This is a genomic window from Candidatus Stoquefichus sp. SB1 (genome assembly GCF_001244545.1).
Lineage (GTDB): Bacteria > Bacillota_I > Bacilli_A > Erysipelotrichales > Coprobacillaceae > Stoquefichus.
On record NZ_LN852694.1, the window covers coordinates 788742 to 804897 of the forward strand.

Consider the following 16156-nt stretch of genomic DNA (forward strand, 5'->3'; position numbering starts at 1 on the left):
AAGCATCATAACAATTGTTATAATGCAATTGATGAAGATATATTGAAAGATATATCTTTTTTATTGTGCTTATTTATACAAATAAATAAGCAATTTGAGCAAATAAGAAACAAACAACTATACCAATGACTGTCGGAACAAGAAATGAAATGATTGACCATTTCCAACTACCAGTTTCTTTTTTGATAGTTATTAAAGTCGTTGAACAAGGCCAGTGTATTAATGAGAATAACATCGTACTAATAGCAGTAATCCATGTCCAGCCATTTTGAACAAGCAAAGATTTCAGTTCAAAAAGATTACTCATATCAAGAATTGTTCCTTGAGAAAGATAAGCCATAATAATGATAGGGAGTACAATTTCATTAGCTGGTAAACCTAAAATGAAAGCAATCAAAATAACCCCATCTAATCCTAATAACTTAGCAAAAGGATCTAGGAACTCCGCACAGTGATTCAGTAAGCTCATATCACCAATCATGATATTCGCCATCAGCCAGATAATAAGACCAGCTGGAATTGCAACGACAACTGCTCTTCCTAAAACAAATAGCGTACGATCAAAGATTGATCTGACAATGATTTTCCCAATTTGAGGTTTACGATAAGGTGGTAATTCTAAAGTGAATGAAGAAGGAATCCCTTTGAGTAATGTTTTAGAAAGATACTTTGTAACAATAAAAGTCATGACAATACCAAGCAGAATAATTCCAGTCAAAAAGATAGCTGATAAAACAGAAGAGAAAAGTCCTGCTGAACTTACAAAAAACATAGTAATAATTGCAATTAAAGTTGGAAAACGACCATTACATGGAACAAAGTTGTTAGTAATAATCGCAAGTAATCGTTCACGAGGTGAGTCAATAATACGACAACCTATGACACCCGCAGCATTACAGCCAAATCCCATACACATTGTGAGAGCTTGTTTTCCACACGCATGACAGCATTTAAATGGTTTATCAAGATTATATGCAATACGTGGAAGATAACCAACATCTTCAAGAAGGGTAAAGAGTGGAAAGAAGATTGCCATTGGAGGTAACATGACAGAAACTACCCAGGCAAGTACTCTATAAATTCCAAGCACCAATACACCATGTAACCATGCAGGTGCATGAATATACATAAAGAAATCAGTGAGTCTATCTTGGATATAAAAGAGAATATCAGATAAGAATTGAGATGGATAATTGGCACCAGTCATGGTAATCCAGAATATAATAGCAAGTAAGGCAAGCATAATTGGATAACCTGTAAAGCGACTGGTTAGAATATGGTCGATTTTGCGATCTTTTTGATTGTAAGAGGCATCTTCATATGTGACAACATCTTGACATATATCTTCAGCGACGTGGACAAGTGATGAGACAATTTGATCTTTAATTTCTGTAGTATCAATATGATGTTTTTGTAAGAGAAGCTGCGCTTTTTCTATTGCTAAAGCAAGATCATCTTGTTTTAAGAAGTCACTGCCTAAATGTTTATCTATTTCAATTAATAAAGAAGGGTCTTGTTCTAATAATTTTAAACTTAACCAACGACTGTTTAATTGCCCCTGTAATTTTTCTTCTAGAAGTGGTTGAATCAATGCAATAGCTTTTTCTAAAAGGTTTGGGTATGTGATAGAAATGTGTTCATGATGCTCTTTTGAATCAACAGTATCATCAAGACATTTCAAGAAACGGTCTAAAGATTTTTTCTGACGTGCTACTGTACTTATCACAGGGACACCTAATTTTTGAGACAGCAAAGGTAAATTGATATGAATATTTTTACGAATGGCTTCATCCATTAAATTCACGCAAACAATAGTTTGGGGAGAAATTTCAATCGTCTGTAAAACAAGATTTAAATTTCTTTCTAAACATGTGGCATCACAAACAACAACCGTTAAATCTGGATGTCCAAAACAAATGAAATTACGAGCAACTTCTTCTTCCGCAGAATGTGCCATTAAAGAATACGTGCCAGGGATATCGACCATAACATAAGCATGTTTTTCAGTTGAGCAATATCCTTGAGCATTACTAACAGTTTTTCCTGGCCAGTTACCAGTATGCTGATTCATACCTGTTAAATTATTAAAAACTGTACTTTTTCCAACATTAGGATTTCCTGCTAAAGCAATCACTTTTGCATCAGGAGATTGTTTTATAATTTCTAATTCAACATTTTTGAGTTGATTTGATTGGATATCTTCCTTCAACCTTATCAGCCTCCATTATATTTTCTATAACGATATCTTGGCAATCTTCACTTCTAATCGCAATAACTGCTCCACGTATAAAGTACGCTGAGGGATCACCTTGTGGACTACGTCCTAAACATTCAACAACAGTTCCATTAATGAGACCAATATCAAGAAGGCGACGACGCATATTGTCTGTTGCAGTTAGCGTTTTAACCTTTGCTTTTGCACCTATAGGCAAATTATTTAAATTCATAAAATCATCCTTTTTAACATATTTTAGGATAAGGAAACTTTTTATCCTAATTCAATGTATGACTATTTCTTTCAATTGGTGATTGAAATAGAGAAAGGACTGAAAAAATGAGCAAAGAACCTAGTGATTTTCATACTTTTACGGGCTATCGTATGACTTCTAGACAGGAACTCACTCCTGCAATGGAAGATTATTTAGAAATGATTTACAGACTTTATCATCAACAACAAAAAATTAGAATAGGCGATTTATCTCGTCATTTAAACGTTCAACCTTCTTCAACTACAAAGATTGTTCAAAGACTCAAACAGTTTGGATATGTTGATTTTGAAAAATATGGGGATATTGCTTTAACTGATAAAGGTATATTAGAAGGGGAGTATTTGTTGTATCGTCATGAAATTCTTCATCGTTTTTTATGTGTTCTTAATCATTCAGATGATGAATTGGAACAAGTTGAAAAGATAGAACATTTTATGGATAAGAAAACAATCTTAGAAATAGAAAAGCTAACTCAGTTGCTTGAAAATGATCCTCATTATCAAAATGATTTATGATTTTAAATATCTATTTTTATGATATAAAACATATACGTACATGATAAAAAAGACACCTTCCTAGGTGTCCATTATATGAGAATGAAACATGAAATTTATTTTACTATCTCAATTTGTTCATTCTTAGTGCCTGGATTTTTTTGAATGACTGTATAAAATAATGTTTTGTGTTCAATGATATTTTCGCCATAAGATTTACAATAACTAAATCTAGGAACCTGATGAAATTGTGAAACTGCAATATAATCTGTAATAGTAAATAGACCAAATAGTATAATTATACATCCAATAATAGTCAAAATACGTAATCTTCTTTTCATCAATAGATGTTGAGTTCCAAAATAAACGCTAATAACTAAAATCAATCCACCAATGATTGCATAAATACTTCCCCAGCTGCTGTCATTTGGAAATATTGCAAAAGCAGAAATCATTATAAAGATTCCAAATATTCCTAGTAGATAGGTTATAAGTCGTCGTTTCTCAATTTTTGTCTTATGGTCACTATATTCTGCTATTTTTACTGCTGTATCTCTTGTCTCTTGATTCATTTTCTCACTTTTCCTTTCACCATCAATAATTTCAGGTATGCTCACCTGATAGAATTCAGATAGTTCAACCAACATACTGATATCTGGCATATTATTGCCTGTTTCCCATCTCGATACTGTTCTACTAGATACACTGAGTTTCTCAGCTAGAACTTCTTGGGTTAGGTTATTTTCTTTACGTAGTTTTTTCAAGAATAAACCTATTTTTTTCTGTTCCAAGTGTTATACCTCCTTTCGTTAATATCATACACTCTATGTATTCTCATTGACACGACACAAAGTGAGAAAATGTCGTATTTATGAATGAGACATCTTTGTCTATAAATATTTTCTTACAATCATAAGTTTATATTTTCCTTGTGTAAATGGATATACGACAACGCTCCATTTTGCATTATCATTATTTTTGTTTATACTTCTCATTTACCAACATTTCATGTTTTTTTGAAATTTCTCACAATAAGCTTGTTTTAACTCATCTTCAGTTATGTTATAACATAACAATATATCATTATCATACATAAGAACATCAGCCAATTCTTCAACAAGATCTTTTCTTAATTCAATATCAGTAGAAGCATTTATATCTCCATGTTTTTTGACAATATCAATAACTTCACCTATTTCACCAATCATCCAAAGCATCTTATTTTTTCCTGTTTCTTGATTAATGGGTTCCCATTTATCCTTATACTTATTTTGAAGATTTCTTTGCATTTCCTGCATTTGATTGATACTAAAATCTGACATACTATTAATCTCCTTAAATTTTGAATTGATAAATATATTATATCATTAATGAATTTTAGAGTCATTTCTATTTTAGTCATAATACTTTAATATACTAAAATAATTTTGGTTTCTCTTTGTAATATGATAAAATATAGACAATCATATCATAAAATTTAAAATAAGAAATGAGAATTCGTGACTATTAGGGATAGTGATTGATCAATATTTCTATATCAAATATTGATTTATAAATAATAGGGATAGATAATGGGTATAGGAATTGAAAAAACAACTAAATATTGTATATGTTATTGCTGAAACTGAAGAAGTTCATAAAGTTTCAAAGTGATTTTTATAAAAATGTGGTTTTATAGAACATTTGAAAAATGAAATAATAAAATGGATATTGTTATAGAAAGGCTGTAAGAGGAATTGAATTATGAAAACGAAGAAATTGATTATCAATCGTGATAGTATATGTATGGGAGATGATTGTATGTCTCATGAAAAAAGTATAACTGTCAACCAAGATATGACAATGATAGATTTATTTGAATATATCATCGATTATGTTCCGACTATGTATAATGTGATTTGGGCAGTTCGCTCAGATAAAGGAGTATGCGGATATATCATTACTAATGATCATGGCAAAGCAAGTATTGAACTTGTGAAAGAAAACCAGTTGCTTATAGATATGGGACTGAATGAAATAATGTGTAGATATTATTATCCGGCTTCTTTTACTTGGATTGATGGAGAGACAGGTGAACGTGTTCATAAATATAGTGAAAGTCTTTCATTTTTAGAAAAAGTGAAAAAAGATAATCAATAAATTGGGAAGAGAAATAAAATTTTTGAAATAAGAATGATAGGAGATTGAAAGATAGGTATGGTAGAATTGATGTATAAAACTCATAAATTAGCACAAATTCATATTTGTCATAGTGAAATGTTTGAAGTATGTGGAGACTATATAGAATATCCAATAGCAAGTGAATATAGAGATTTTTTTGATGCTATTGTTTGTGAAGATGGATTTGATGAATCTCAATTTGATGATGATTTATTGAATGCAGAAAATTGGTTTTTGTGTGATGATGGAAAGGTTATTGGAATTGAAATTCCTGCTCTTTATGAAGAAGATCATTCTATTTATTTTAGGTATAGATAATAGAAATTATATGATGGTATGCAGGGAGAAAAGTTATGAATGAAGATAGAAAAGAAAGATTGAAACAATTACAAGAACAACAAAAACAAAAATTATTTGAAACAAGAATAAATGATGAAAAGCAACGTATTTTAAGAGAAATACCATGTTTTGATCAACATTATCAATTTGCTGATAAAGAAGAAATAATAAAATTAAAAACATTTTTAAAGAACTTACCTGCACTTACAAGTACGTATATAGATTTTTCTCAACTCATTCAATATGAAGTTAAATCTTTTGATGATATAGATACTCATTTTCATGTTTGGATATGTTTTTTATGTGGTTCCTTAGAACTCTTTGAATTATATCCGTATGGAGATATTCAAAATTTTATTAATGATTTTGAAAATTGGGAATGTATATGTTCTTATTTCATTTTAGTGTTTGAAAATTTTAAAGATTTTATATTTATTGATGATGAGAAAAAGATAATCCAATCACAAAACATTAAAATGAGAAAAATATAAACATAAATGTTGACATCATTAGAAATTGTATGTACACTAAAACAAGTTGAATAAATGGTAGAGGTGCAATGATCAAGAGTCCATAATCATAATGTTTGGTACAGTGATTATGAAAAGGGTGATTTGCCGAAGTGTTTTCATGACACCAATAGTGAAAATGCTGGGGGATGATAGAATATATCATCAACTGTCACAATATGTGGAGGGCTATCTCATGCAAATGTATTTTATAATGCTTTGATTGATTGCCAGTCAAAGCTTTTTTCTTTTGCCGTTTATATCACAAGAAGGAGGACATATGAATTTTATTGGAACATTTTGGGCTTTGATCCCAGCGATTATCGCAATTGTGATTGCATTAAAGACAAAAGAAGTCTATATATCATTGTTTATTGGTATTTTTGTAGGTGGATTATTATTGACTGGATTTCAGCCTCTTGCAGCTATTGAAACCGTTTTTGAAACAATGATTACAAGTTTATCTGATACATGGAATATTGGAATATTGATATTTTTGGTATTCTTGGGAACAATTGTTGCGTTAATGACAAGGGCAGGTGGCAGTCGTGCTTATGGTCAATGGGCAACACGTAGAATCAAAAGTAAAAAAGGTGCATTGCTTTCAACTTTTGGATTAGGTGTTTTGATCTTTGTTGATGATTATTTTAATTGTTTAACTGTTGGAAGCGTCATGCGAAATATATGCGATGAATTGAAAATATCACGTGCAAAACTGGCTTATATTATTGATTCAACAGCTGCACCAATTTGTATTATTGCACCAATTTCAAGTTGGGCAGCCGCAGTGAGTGGTTATACGAGCGGTGATGGATTTACGCTTTTTTTAGAAACAATTCCTTTTAATCTCTATGCACTTTTGACAATTGTTATGGTCTTATGTGTTATTCATTTTGATTTGAATATTGGAACTATGAAAGAATATGAATTGTCTGCCCAAAATGGTGATGTTCATCATGGTCATGAAGAATATAAAGATGTTAATTATATTGAGACATCTGATAAGGGTAGAGTTTTAGATTTGATTTTACCTGTTCTATTCTTAATTGTAAGTTGTATTACATGTATGATTTATACAGGTGGATTCTTTGAAGGCGTTTCTTTTATTGAAGCTTTTACCAATTGCAATGCTTCTTTAGGATTGGTATTAGGCTCATTTTTGACATTGGTTTTTACCTTCTTGTTATATCTCCCACGTCATGTTCTTTCTTATAATGAATTTGCCGAATGTTTACCAACAGGATTTAAAATGATGGTACCTGCTATGACAATCTTAGCATTGGCATGGACATTAGGTGATATTGTTTCGACTCATTTACAGGCTGGCTTGTTTGTTTCGACAATGTTAGAACAGTATCAGATAAGTGTTGCTATTTTACCAGCATGTTTATTTGTTATTGGAGCAGGGCTAGCTTTTGCAACAGGAACATCTTGGGGAACTTTTGGGATTCTTATTCCCATTGTAACTGCTATTTTTACAGAAGGAAATCCGATGCTAGTGATTTGTATATCTTCTATTTTAGCAGGGGCTGTTTGTGGTGATCATATTTCTCCAATATCAGATACGACAATTATGGCATCAGCAGGTGCCCAATGTCATCATGTTGGTCATGTCTCTACTCAACTTCCTTATGCTATGATTGTTGGGAGTGCCTGTGTTGTTGGTTATATTGTTGCAGGCTTGACGCAAAATGTTTGGCTAACTTTTTTAAGTGGTTTGTTTTCTCTAGGAGTCATTATTCTTTTTATAAAAAAGCGTGCATCATAAAAAAGACCTATGATTTTTTGTAATCATAGGTTTTAAAGTTTTATGTGATTTTGAATAATTATATTTTTTAAATGTTCATACAATTCATAAGTCGCTGTACAATCTGCTAAGGATCTATGTTCATTATTTGTTAGGTTTAAAAGTTCAACCATATCAGTTAAGCGATGATGCTTGAGCTGGGGATAGACTTTTCTAGAAAACTGTAAAGTGTCCATGTATTCATTTTCAATATCCATGCCAAAGTGATTAGCAATAAAACTTAAATCAAAGGCTGTATTATGACCAATAATAATATCATCACTTATAAAATTAATAACTTCATCCATAATGTCATATAAAGTAGGCATACCAAAAACCATATTATTATCAATACCGGTTAATTGTGTGATAAAATGACTAATTTCTCGTTGAGGATCTAAAAGTTGTTCATATTTATCAATGACTTTTTGATTTCTAACTTTAATAATTCCTATTTCAATGATTTGATCTCTTTGCCAAGATAAACCTGTTGTTTCTAAATCTAGAACACAATAATCATCAACAATCTTTTTTACATATTTTCCTCGATTTTTAGGTCTTCTATCATTTGATTGCATAATATCAACTTCCTTCTTATTCTATTAAAACGAATATTGTTATGAAAATCAACTTATTTCCAATTTTTTATTAGATTTTATATGCTTTTTTGTTACAATGAAGATAAGGAGGGTTATCTTATGAAAAAAATGATTTTTATAAGTCTGATATTTTTCTTATCTTTAGGTTTAAGTGGCTGTTCTTCAGAAAACAAAGAGATTGAATATTTGAAAAAACAAAATGATGCACTGAAAACACAACTTGAAAAAATGACTATTCAAACAGGGAAAATTGATTTAAAGATAAGTGGTCGTTTGACTTTACAACTTTATAATATTAGTAAAGATTATGAATTAGGTGATGATGATTATAGAACGCTCACTGTTTCGTTATTCCAAAGTGCGCCTTTCTTGTTGCGGGTTCATAAAACGATTGCAAGTCAGTTAAAGGTTGATAAGATTTATACTTTTCAGTTTAAAGAAGATACTACAATATATAATATTGATTATTTTGCTTATTCATCTGGTTATATTTTTGATGACTGGTTTATCAAACAGTGTGCGGAAGATATCGTACTTGTAGGAGAAGCTAAAGAAAGTGAGACAGGTCTTGAATCAAATAAAATGAAAATCGAAGTAGTTGATAATAAGGACAAATAGTCCTTTTTTAATTATTGGATTATACAAATATTTGTATATGATAAAATGTAAACTATTACATAAAAGAAATGTATAAAAACATTATAGATATGTTCAGAATAATGCTATAATATTGAAATTGTAATGAGGGGGATTAAGATGAAATATATACATCAATTTTTAATTATTATGATCATATCATTTCTTGGTGAATTGTTAAGTTTATTACCTTTACCAGTTCCAGCAAGTGTATATGGTTTACTTATTTTATTAGTCTGTTTATTTACTGGAATAATTAAGCTTAAGGATATTGAAGATGTTGCTGATTGGCTTATTTTAATTATGCCAGTTTTATTTGTTCCTTCTGCTGTCAGTTTAATGAATGTAGGCAATGAATTATTGGGGGATATTATTGTAATAGGTGTTGTTCTTATCGTGAGTACAATTGTTGTCATGGTGACAACTGGAAAAGTTGCTCAAATGATAATTGAAAGAAAGGAGCAAAAGAATGGATAGGATTTTTATAGAAACAATGTATTTTGGAATTGTTTTAAGTTTATTATCGTATTGGGTTGCTGTTCAAATTCGTAAGAAATTTCCATATCCACTTTTTAATCCTTTATTAATCAGCGCTATTATATCTATTGCAGTACTGTCTTTATTTCATATTGATTTTGATACATATAATAAAGGTGCACAAATGATTACATTTTTATTAACACCATCAACTGTCTGTTTGGCTGTTCCTTTATATAAACAGAGTCAAATCTTGATGAAACATTTAGATGCAATTTTATTGAGTTTGTTAAGTGGCTGTTTAGCTGGGATATTAAGTGTGACAATTCTGTGTCTTTTGTTAAATGCGAGTCATACATTATTATTTTCACTTTTACCAAAATCAATTACAACTGCAATTGCAATAGGAGTTTCTGAATTAATTGGTGGTAATTCTACAATCACTGTAGGAGTTGTTATTATTACAGGTATTTTTGGAGCGATGATAGCTAAAACAGTTCTTCGTATATTTCATATTCAACATCCAGTTGCTATTGGTTTAGCATTAGGGAATAGTGCTCATGCGATTGGAACAGCGAAAGCTATTGAATTTGGTGAAATTGAAGGGGCAATGAGTAGTTTATCAATTGTTATTGCAGGTGTTTTTACAGTGATTTTAGCCCCTCTTATAGCAAGTTTGTTTTAAATAGCATATAATAGTGATAAAGAAAGGGTGATGATCATGGTTTTTGTTATCTACAGTGTATTTGTTATCATGTTATTGTTTTCACTCAAAAAGAAATCTTATATTGTTTTTAAAACACTGAATAGTTTGGCTTTTATTGGTGTTGCAGTTTATTGTGCAATGACGACTCAACGTGTTCATTTGTTGTTAGGAATTTTCCCAGGGTTGATGGGATGTTTGGCTGGCGATTTTATGCTTGCGACACAATATAAAAAAAGTTTTATATATGGGTTAGTATGTTTCTTTATTGCAAATTTTTGCTATGTTATTTATTTTATGAATTTTTATCCTTTATCTATTATTGAATTTATTTTACCTGTTGTTTCTATTGTAATTGTCATTGCTTTTTCATATTTACAAAATATGAATTATGAAACTTATGAGAAAGCAATTTTGGCTTATTCATTTATGATTACTTTAGCAATGGTAAGAAGTGTTGTTGTCTATTTCGCATTATCAACTCCTATGTTTTTACTAGCAATGATAGGATTTATTCTTTATTTTATTTCAGATATTATATTATTGTTTGGAAAATTTTATGATTGTCGTTTTAAAGATAAGCTCACGATATTGAATTTAATAATGTATTATTATGGGATGTTCTTTATAGCTTATAGTCTTTTATTTTAATATTTAATTGATTTTGAACTATTTTAAATACGTTTACATACATGATAAAAAATAATATAATTATCCTATAGATATATTATTTTTACCAGCTAAAAAATAAATATAATCTAAAAAGTATTGATTATATCAATATAATTTCCGTTTTTTATAATTGTTTACAAATAGCAATATCACCTGGTAAAATATTGGAAAAACATTGAATCCATCAACTAAATTACAAATTCATTGTTTTGGAAATGCGCATTTTATCTAGGTTTAATATCAACATATAATGTTTTGAAATTAAACATTATCATAAGGATAGTCTAAAGGAACGTCGGTTTAATATCAACATATAATGTTTTGAAATGGCTTAACTAAGTTATTACTTTTTAATATCTTTTTTGTTTAATATCAACATATAATGTTTTGAAATATTTTCATAATTTTCTAAAATTGACTGATAATAAGTGTTTAATATCAACATATAATGTTTTGAAATCTCCCCTTTTTAAAAATACTGCCATAAGTCCTACGTGTTTAATATCAACATATAATGTTTTGAAATCAATACATGTATATAAAAGTTCTAATTTATCAAGGCGTTTAATATCAACATATAATGTTTTGAAATTATGGTTCATCTTACTCTGACCTGTACCTTTAGCCGTTTAATATCAACATATAATGTTTTGAAATTTATCAGGATCAATATACTTTAACCACTGAGCCATTTGTTTAATATCAACATATAATGTTTTGAAATCCGTATCTTCGATTTCCATAAGTCTTGATACCCATGTTTAATATCAACATATAATGTTTTGAAATCGGTAACGAACAACCCTAATAAATCCTAAGTATCCAGTTTAATATCAACATATAATGTTTTGAAATTGGGATCCCATCGGGAACTGTAGCATCTGTTCAAGGTTTTTAATATCAACATATAATGTTTTGAAATAAAATATGATAGAGGATCTTAAAGCAGCGTGTAATTGTTTAATATCAACATATAATGTTTTGAAATATTTTTAATGAAAATGGTATTACAAAAAATGCTGTGTTTAATATCAACATATAATGTTTTGAAATCAACTAATTATACTAATTCTACCATCGTTTAATTTGTTTAATATCAACATATAATGTTTTGAAATTTATCAACACAGCCAATAATCACTGGCGTATATATGGTTTAATATCAACATATAATGTTTTGAAATTTTGCCATGTACTAACAATCCACAGAAAGTAAAAGAGTTTAATAGTAATAGAGTTGTTTTGAAATTAAATTTCAATGAGTTTCATAGACTCTAGTGAAAAAGTTTAATAGTAACAGAGTTGTTTTGAGATTTATAATTTAAAAATACTTTTAAATCAAGAATAGAAAGTTAATATCAATACTTGATATTTTCAATTATGATAAAAGACGGCAAGTTGCCGTCATATTTATATCAGTATAGGTTGTTTGTAAAAATGTTGAAGTAAATGCTATTAAAAAACCTCTAAACACTCATAAAATGATTTTAAATGCTCACAAGATTGATGAAATTCATTGAGTTCTTCATCAGTCATATCTAATTCTACAATTTCTCTAGCACCAGTTCTATCTATAATTGTTGGAACACTGATATAAAGATCTTCATGACCATATTCACCTTGTAACAAAGTTGAAACAGGAAGAATTCTATTTTCATTATGCAAGATTGTTTTAACAATACCAACTGTACTTGAAGCTATGCCATAACATGTATTACCCTTGCGATTGAATATTTCCCAACCAGCTTTGATAGTATCTGTCTTCATTTCATCATAAGGATTTTTTCCAATACGTGCTTCATTATCTCTAACAACACTGTAAATATCTTTACCACCAATACGAACACTTGACCAAGGAATCATTTCACTATCTCCATGTTCACCAATCACAAGAGCATGTACACTACGAGGATCAACATTAATTTTTTGAGCAATAAAATATTTTAAACGAGCAGTGTCTAATGTGGTTCCAGACCCAATCACTTGTCTGGCTGGTAAACCTGAAATTTTATATGCATAGTATGTCATTACATCTACAGGGTTAGAAACAATAATTAAATGTCCATCAAAACCATTTTTCATGATTTCAGTAACAATTGTTTTCATGACTTTTTTTGTTGGTTCTAGCATTTTTAAACGATCATTTCCAGAGTTATGCACTGGAACACTTGCTGTAATAATGACAATACTTGCATCGTGACAATCATCATAAGTACCAACTTTAACTGTTGTGTTACGATTCATATATTCCATACTTTGAGATAAATCTAAAACTTCTCCAAAAACTTTATCTTGATTTAAATCAATTAAGGCGATTTCATCACAAATTCCTTGATTAATTAAGCAAAATGCTGTACTTACACCAACATTTCCAGCACCAATAATAACAACTTTATTTATTTGTATATTCATTTTTTCTCCTTTAATTCTCTCATTTTATTATATTATGAACGAAGTTTTAGCTTTTATTTAAAAAAGTTAATATAAATGTCATAAATAAAGAGGATAATGTTTCTTTGTTAGAAATGGAAGGGGAAAAGGGAAATGAAACGTATTCAAGTTACTCATAATATTGTTGATCAGGATATTTTAAATGAAATTAAAAAATATATGGTTGCTCCATGGCAACAGTACATGTTAATGATAACAGGCTTCATTGCACTTGTTGTATCAATTTTTAATCTTGTTAATCAAGATTATCCAATGGGAATCATATTGGCAGCATTATGTATTGTTTGTTTTGGTGAAATCTTTTGGTTAACGAAAAAGAAATATAAAAATATTTTGGAAACAATGCAAAAAGAGACAAATAAAGATGAAAATGTCTACACGTTAGTATTTGGAAATGATGCCTTAACAATTCGTAATTGTGATATGGCAACTGATAATAAAATGCCATATGAACATATGAAAAGAATTATCGAAACAAATAATACATATACTTTATTTGGTAAGAAAAATCAGTTTGCAGTTATTAGAAAAGATTGTTTAAAAATAAAACCAGAAGAATTTTTTGATTTTCTAAAATCTAAAGAAACAAAAATAAAAAAATGGCCTCAAATTTAATGATTTGTATATGAAAACAGCACTTAATTTGTGCTGCTTTTTTATTTGAAATATAATAGAGAGAAACTATTCTGTCATCTGATAATAAATATCTTTATTTATTGCATTATTTTGTTTTGCAACAATTGTTGTACATACTGCATCTCCAGTGATATTAACGGCTGTTCTTGTCATATCCAAGATACGATCAATTCCCATAATGAGAGCAATTGCTTCAACTGGTAAGCCAACTGAATTAAAAACCATAGTCAAAGTAATCAAACCAACACCTGGAACACCAGCTGTTCCTACAGAGGCTAAAGTTGCTGTTCCAATAACTGTAATATAGTCCATTGGTGTTAAAAGAATACCATAAGCTTGTGCTGCGAAAACAACGGCAACACCTTGCATAATGGCAGTACCATCCATATTGATAGTTGCACCTAGTGGGATTGTAAAAGAAGAAACTCTTTTTGAAACGCCCATCTTTTTTGCAAGAGTGTCAATAGAAAGAGGGATAGTTGCATTAGATGTTGCTGTAGAAAAAGCAAATGCCATAACAGGAAAGAAATTTTTAATAAAGATAATTGGATTCAATCCTGTAAATAATTTTAAAAGTCCTAAATAAACAATAAAGCATTGAACACCAAGAGCTAAGAAAACACCTATCATGTATTTAAGCATTGGAATAAATGCTTCAAAACCTATTCCTGCAAATGTTTTTCCAATCAGACAAAAAACACCAATAGGCGCAACCTTCATAACGATCATTGTCATTTCCATCATAATATCATTAAACTGACTAAAGAAATTACCCACTACCTCTACACGATCACCTAATTTTGCAATAATAATACCTAATAGTAAAGCAAAGAATATTATTTGTAACATTGTTCCACTTGCTAAACCATTAAAAATATTTGTAGGAATAATGTTTAATAATGTATCTGCAAAACTTGTGGATTCTGTAGTTGTTACATTTTGAACTGTTGTTGTGAGTGATGACATATCTAATCCCATACCAGGATTAATGAAATTGGCAATAACTAAAGCTACACTAATTGCAATAGCTGTTGTTGCAAGATAGAAAAGCAAGGTTTTGACACCAATTGTCCCTAACTTTTTTGTATCACCAATAGACATACTGCCACATACTAATGAACAAAAAACAAGAGGAACAACAAGCATTTGCATAAGTCTAATAAAACCTTGTCCAATAACATATAAAATACCATTAATCAAAATATCATCTTTAATATATCCATTTGGCACAAAGTAATTTAATAGGATACCAAAAATAGCACCAGCAATAAGACCAATAAATATTTTTGTTGTTAAACCAAGTTTACTTTTTTTCACTACTGACCCTCCTTTTTAAGATAATGAGAAAGGGCATCTTGCCAAGTTATTAATTGATAATCATTTAATATGCTTAAAATTAAATGATCTAGGACTGTATATGATGGATGACGACTTGTAAAATCAGCTTGATTTGTTGTAACTGGAATAATTTGAGCATTGATTTTAAGTTGTTGAAGAATTTCTCTAGCAAATTCTTCACGGCTGCATACACCATTACAAGTCATATGATAAGTTCCATATTCATTTGTATTCATAATATAAATGATAAATTTTGCGAGTTCATCTGCACTTGTTGGTGTCCCAAATTGATCATTTGCTATTTTGAGAATGTCTTCGTTTTGAGCAGCTTGAATAATTTTGCTAACAAAATTATCACCATGACCATAAACCCAAGAACTACGAATAATAAAATGCTTTTTTGTAAATTCTTTAACATATCTTTCACCTGCTAGTTTTGATTTACCATAAACACTTATTGGATTAGGTTCATCAAATTCATCAAATGGTTTTTCCTTTGTTCCATTAAAAACATCATCAGTAGAAATATGAACCAGTTTTGCAGATATCTTTCCAGCAATAATACTTAAATTTCTAGCACCAATTGCATTAACTCTAAAAGCTTCCTCTTTATTGTTTTCACATTTTTCTACATCTGTCATTCCAGCACAATTAATAATAATATCTGGTCTATTCATTTCACCAAAGCTCATTACATTTTCAATATCTGTAATGTCTAATTCATCTTTATCAGTTTCAAATATTTCATATTGTAGTGGATCTAATAATTTAGCAATTGCACTACCGATTTGACCACTATATCCATTTAACCATACTTTTAACATAACATTTCCTCCTTTAAACACGCTTTTTTAGGATAACATAATT

18 protein-coding genes, 1 CRISPR repeat array and 1 riboswitch are annotated in these 16156 nt (G+C 29.6%); of the genes, 10 read left to right on the forward strand and 8 right to left on the reverse strand.

Annotated elements, in window-relative coordinates; all coding sequences use genetic code 11:
• Positions 1 to 73 precede the first annotated feature (73 nt).
• Positions 74 to 2209 (reverse strand): ferrous iron transport protein B, encoded by a 2136-nt coding sequence (gene feoB / locus BN1865_RS07510; protein ID WP_050636626.1) that lies wholly within the window; start codon positions 2207 to 2209, stop codon positions 74 to 76.
• Positions 2169 to 2447, reverse strand: a complete 279-nt coding sequence (locus BN1865_RS07515; RefSeq protein ID WP_050636627.1) for a FeoA family protein — start codon at positions 2445 to 2447, stop codon at positions 2169 to 2171. The genes feoB and BN1865_RS07515 overlap by 41 nt, the downstream gene beginning before the upstream one ends.
• Before the next feature lie 107 nt (positions 2448 to 2554).
• On the opposite strand from BN1865_RS07515, the gene BN1865_RS07520 reads away from it, so the two are divergent.
• Positions 2555 to 3004, forward strand: a complete 450-nt coding sequence (locus BN1865_RS07520; protein ID WP_050636628.1) for a metal-dependent transcriptional regulator — start codon at positions 2555 to 2557, stop codon at positions 3002 to 3004.
• A 95-nt stretch (positions 3005 to 3099) separates the two neighbouring features.
• Here the strand turns inward: BN1865_RS07520 and BN1865_RS07525 are convergent, their stop codons facing one another.
• Both BN1865_RS07525 and BN1865_RS07530 read right to left on the reverse strand, forming a co-directional pair.
• Positions 3100 to 3774 (reverse strand): helix-turn-helix domain-containing protein, encoded by a 675-nt coding sequence (locus BN1865_RS07525; protein ID WP_050636629.1) that lies wholly within the window; start codon positions 3772 to 3774, stop codon positions 3100 to 3102.
• A 204-nt stretch (positions 3775 to 3978) separates the two neighbouring features.
• A complete protein-coding gene (locus BN1865_RS07530) occupies positions 3979 to 4305 on the reverse strand; it encodes a MazG nucleotide pyrophosphohydrolase domain-containing protein (RefSeq protein WP_050636630.1) in 327 nt (108 codons plus the stop codon).
• Between the two features lie 421 nt (positions 4306 to 4726).
• On the opposite strand from BN1865_RS07530, the gene BN1865_RS07535 reads away from it, so the two are divergent.
• The 4 genes from BN1865_RS07535 to BN1865_RS07550 all read left to right on the forward strand — a co-directional run bounded on the left by BN1865_RS07535 (position 4727) and on the right by BN1865_RS07550 (position 7759).
• Positions 4727 to 5122 (forward strand): hypothetical protein, encoded by a 396-nt coding sequence (locus tag BN1865_RS07535; RefSeq protein WP_050636631.1) that lies wholly within the window; start codon positions 4727 to 4729, stop codon positions 5120 to 5122.
• A 69-nt stretch (positions 5123 to 5191) separates the two neighbouring features.
• On the forward strand, positions 5192 to 5461 hold the full coding sequence (locus BN1865_RS07540) for a hypothetical protein (protein ID WP_198527253.1): 270 nt from the start codon (positions 5192 to 5194) through the stop codon (positions 5459 to 5461).
• Between the two features lie 35 nt (positions 5462 to 5496).
• Positions 5497 to 5973, forward strand: a complete 477-nt coding sequence (locus BN1865_RS07545) for a hypothetical protein (RefSeq protein WP_050636633.1) — start codon at positions 5497 to 5499, stop codon at positions 5971 to 5973.
• Positions 5974 to 6023: 50 nt separating this feature from the next.
• Positions 6024 to 6191, forward strand: a riboswitch (Lysine riboswitch).
• 80 nt (positions 6192 to 6271) lie between these two features.
• Complete coding sequence (locus tag BN1865_RS07550) at positions 6272 to 7759, forward strand: Na+/H+ antiporter NhaC family protein (RefSeq protein WP_050636634.1); 1488 nt, start codon at positions 6272 to 6274, stop codon at positions 7757 to 7759.
• Positions 7760 to 7791: 32 nt separating this feature from the next.
• On the opposite strand, the gene BN1865_RS07555 is transcribed toward BN1865_RS07550, so the two are convergent.
• Complete coding sequence (locus tag BN1865_RS07555; protein WP_050636635.1) at positions 7792 to 8355, reverse strand: 3'-5' exonuclease; 564 nt, start codon at positions 8353 to 8355, stop codon at positions 7792 to 7794.
• Between the two features lie 120 nt (positions 8356 to 8475).
• On the opposite strand from BN1865_RS07555, the gene BN1865_RS07560 reads away from it, so the two are divergent.
• The 4 genes from BN1865_RS07560 (at position 8476) to BN1865_RS07575 (ending at position 10843) form a co-directional block, all read left to right on the forward strand.
• The gene (locus tag BN1865_RS07560; protein WP_050636636.1) at positions 8476 to 8994 is read left to right on the forward strand and encodes an EexN family lipoprotein; all 519 of its coding nucleotides are present in this window, start codon (positions 8476 to 8478) and stop codon (positions 8992 to 8994) included.
• 138 nt (positions 8995 to 9132) lie between these two features.
• Positions 9133 to 9489: a CidA/LrgA family protein gene (locus BN1865_RS07565; protein WP_050636637.1), complete on the forward strand. Its 357-nt coding sequence runs from the start codon at positions 9133 to 9135 to the stop codon at positions 9487 to 9489.
• Complete coding sequence (locus tag BN1865_RS07570; protein ID WP_050636638.1) at positions 9482 to 10174, forward strand: LrgB family protein; 693 nt, start codon at positions 9482 to 9484, stop codon at positions 10172 to 10174. Before BN1865_RS07565 ends, BN1865_RS07570 begins: the two co-directional genes overlap by 8 nt.
• 36 nt (positions 10175 to 10210) lie before the next feature.
• Positions 10211 to 10843 (forward strand): lysoplasmalogenase family protein, encoded by a 633-nt coding sequence (locus BN1865_RS07575; RefSeq protein WP_050636639.1) that lies wholly within the window; start codon positions 10211 to 10213, stop codon positions 10841 to 10843.
• A gap of 253 nt (positions 10844 to 11096) precedes the next feature.
• Positions 11097 to 12048: direct repeats of the CRISPR family, unit length 30 nt; unit sequence GTTTAATATCAACATATAATGTTTTGAAAT.
• A 271-nt stretch (positions 12049 to 12319) separates the two neighbouring features.
• Here BN1865_RS07575 and BN1865_RS07580 read toward each other — a convergent pair.
• Positions 12320 to 13276, reverse strand: coding sequence for an L-lactate dehydrogenase (locus tag BN1865_RS07580; RefSeq protein ID WP_050636640.1), 957 nt, complete (start codon positions 13274 to 13276; stop codon positions 12320 to 12322).
• A gap of 132 nt (positions 13277 to 13408) precedes the next feature.
• Here BN1865_RS07580 and BN1865_RS07585 point away from each other — a divergent pair, with 132 nt between their 5' ends.
• The gene (locus BN1865_RS07585) at positions 13409 to 13930 is read left to right on the forward strand and encodes a YcxB family protein (RefSeq protein WP_050636641.1); all 522 of its coding nucleotides are present in this window, start codon (positions 13409 to 13411) and stop codon (positions 13928 to 13930) included.
• Between the two features lie 66 nt (positions 13931 to 13996).
• Here the strand turns inward: BN1865_RS07585 and BN1865_RS07590 are convergent, their stop codons facing one another.
• Positions 13997 to 15268 carry a dicarboxylate/amino acid:cation symporter gene (locus tag BN1865_RS07590; RefSeq protein ID WP_050636642.1) on the reverse strand — a complete coding sequence of 424 codons (1272 nt, stop codon included), beginning with the start codon at positions 15266 to 15268 and terminating at the stop codon, positions 13997 to 13999.
• The gene (gene rfbD / locus BN1865_RS07595) at positions 15268 to 16113 is read right to left on the reverse strand and encodes a dTDP-4-dehydrorhamnose reductase (protein WP_050636643.1); all 846 of its coding nucleotides are present in this window, start codon (positions 16111 to 16113) and stop codon (positions 15268 to 15270) included. Before rfbD ends, BN1865_RS07590 begins: the two co-directional genes overlap by 1 nt.
• Positions 16114 to 16156 lie beyond the last annotated feature (43 nt).

Coding starts and splice junctions, on each gene's coding strand:
- BN1865_RS07530 (WP_050636630.1), bottom strand. CDS start 4,305: ATGTCAGATTTTAGTATCAATCAAATGCAGGAAATGCAAAGAAATCTT.
- BN1865_RS07560 (WP_050636636.1), top strand. CDS start 8,476: ATGAAAAAAATGATTTTTATAAGTCTGATATTTTTCTTATCTTTAGGT.
- BN1865_RS07565 (WP_050636637.1), top strand. CDS start 9,133: ATGAAATATATACATCAATTTTTAATTATTATGATCATATCATTTCTT.
- BN1865_RS07535 (WP_050636631.1), top strand. CDS start 4,727: ATGAAAACGAAGAAATTGATTATCAATCGTGATAGTATATGTATGGGA.
- BN1865_RS07570 (WP_050636638.1), top strand. CDS start 9,482: ATGGATAGGATTTTTATAGAAACAATGTATTTTGGAATTGTTTTAAGT.
- rfbD (WP_050636643.1), bottom strand. CDS start 16,113: ATGTTAAAAGTATGGTTAAATGGATATAGTGGTCAAATCGGTAGTGCA.
- BN1865_RS07515 (WP_050636627.1), bottom strand. CDS start 2,447: ATGAATTTAAATAATTTGCCTATAGGTGCAAAAGCAAAGGTTAAAACG.
- BN1865_RS07575 (WP_050636639.1), top strand. CDS start 10,211: ATGGTTTTTGTTATCTACAGTGTATTTGTTATCATGTTATTGTTTTCA.
- BN1865_RS07520 (WP_050636628.1), top strand. CDS start 2,555: ATGAGCAAAGAACCTAGTGATTTTCATACTTTTACGGGCTATCGTATG.
- BN1865_RS07540 (WP_198527253.1), top strand. CDS start 5,192: ATGTATAAAACTCATAAATTAGCACAAATTCATATTTGTCATAGTGAA.
- BN1865_RS07555 (WP_050636635.1), bottom strand. CDS start 8,355: ATGCAATCAAATGATAGAAGACCTAAAAATCGAGGAAAATATGTAAAA.
- BN1865_RS07550 (WP_050636634.1), top strand. CDS start 6,272: ATGAATTTTATTGGAACATTTTGGGCTTTGATCCCAGCGATTATCGCA.
- BN1865_RS07545 (WP_050636633.1), top strand. CDS start 5,497: ATGAATGAAGATAGAAAAGAAAGATTGAAACAATTACAAGAACAACAA.
- BN1865_RS07585 (WP_050636641.1), top strand. CDS start 13,409: ATGAAACGTATTCAAGTTACTCATAATATTGTTGATCAGGATATTTTA.
- BN1865_RS07580 (WP_050636640.1), bottom strand. CDS start 13,276: ATGAATATACAAATAAATAAAGTTGTTATTATTGGTGCTGGAAATGTT.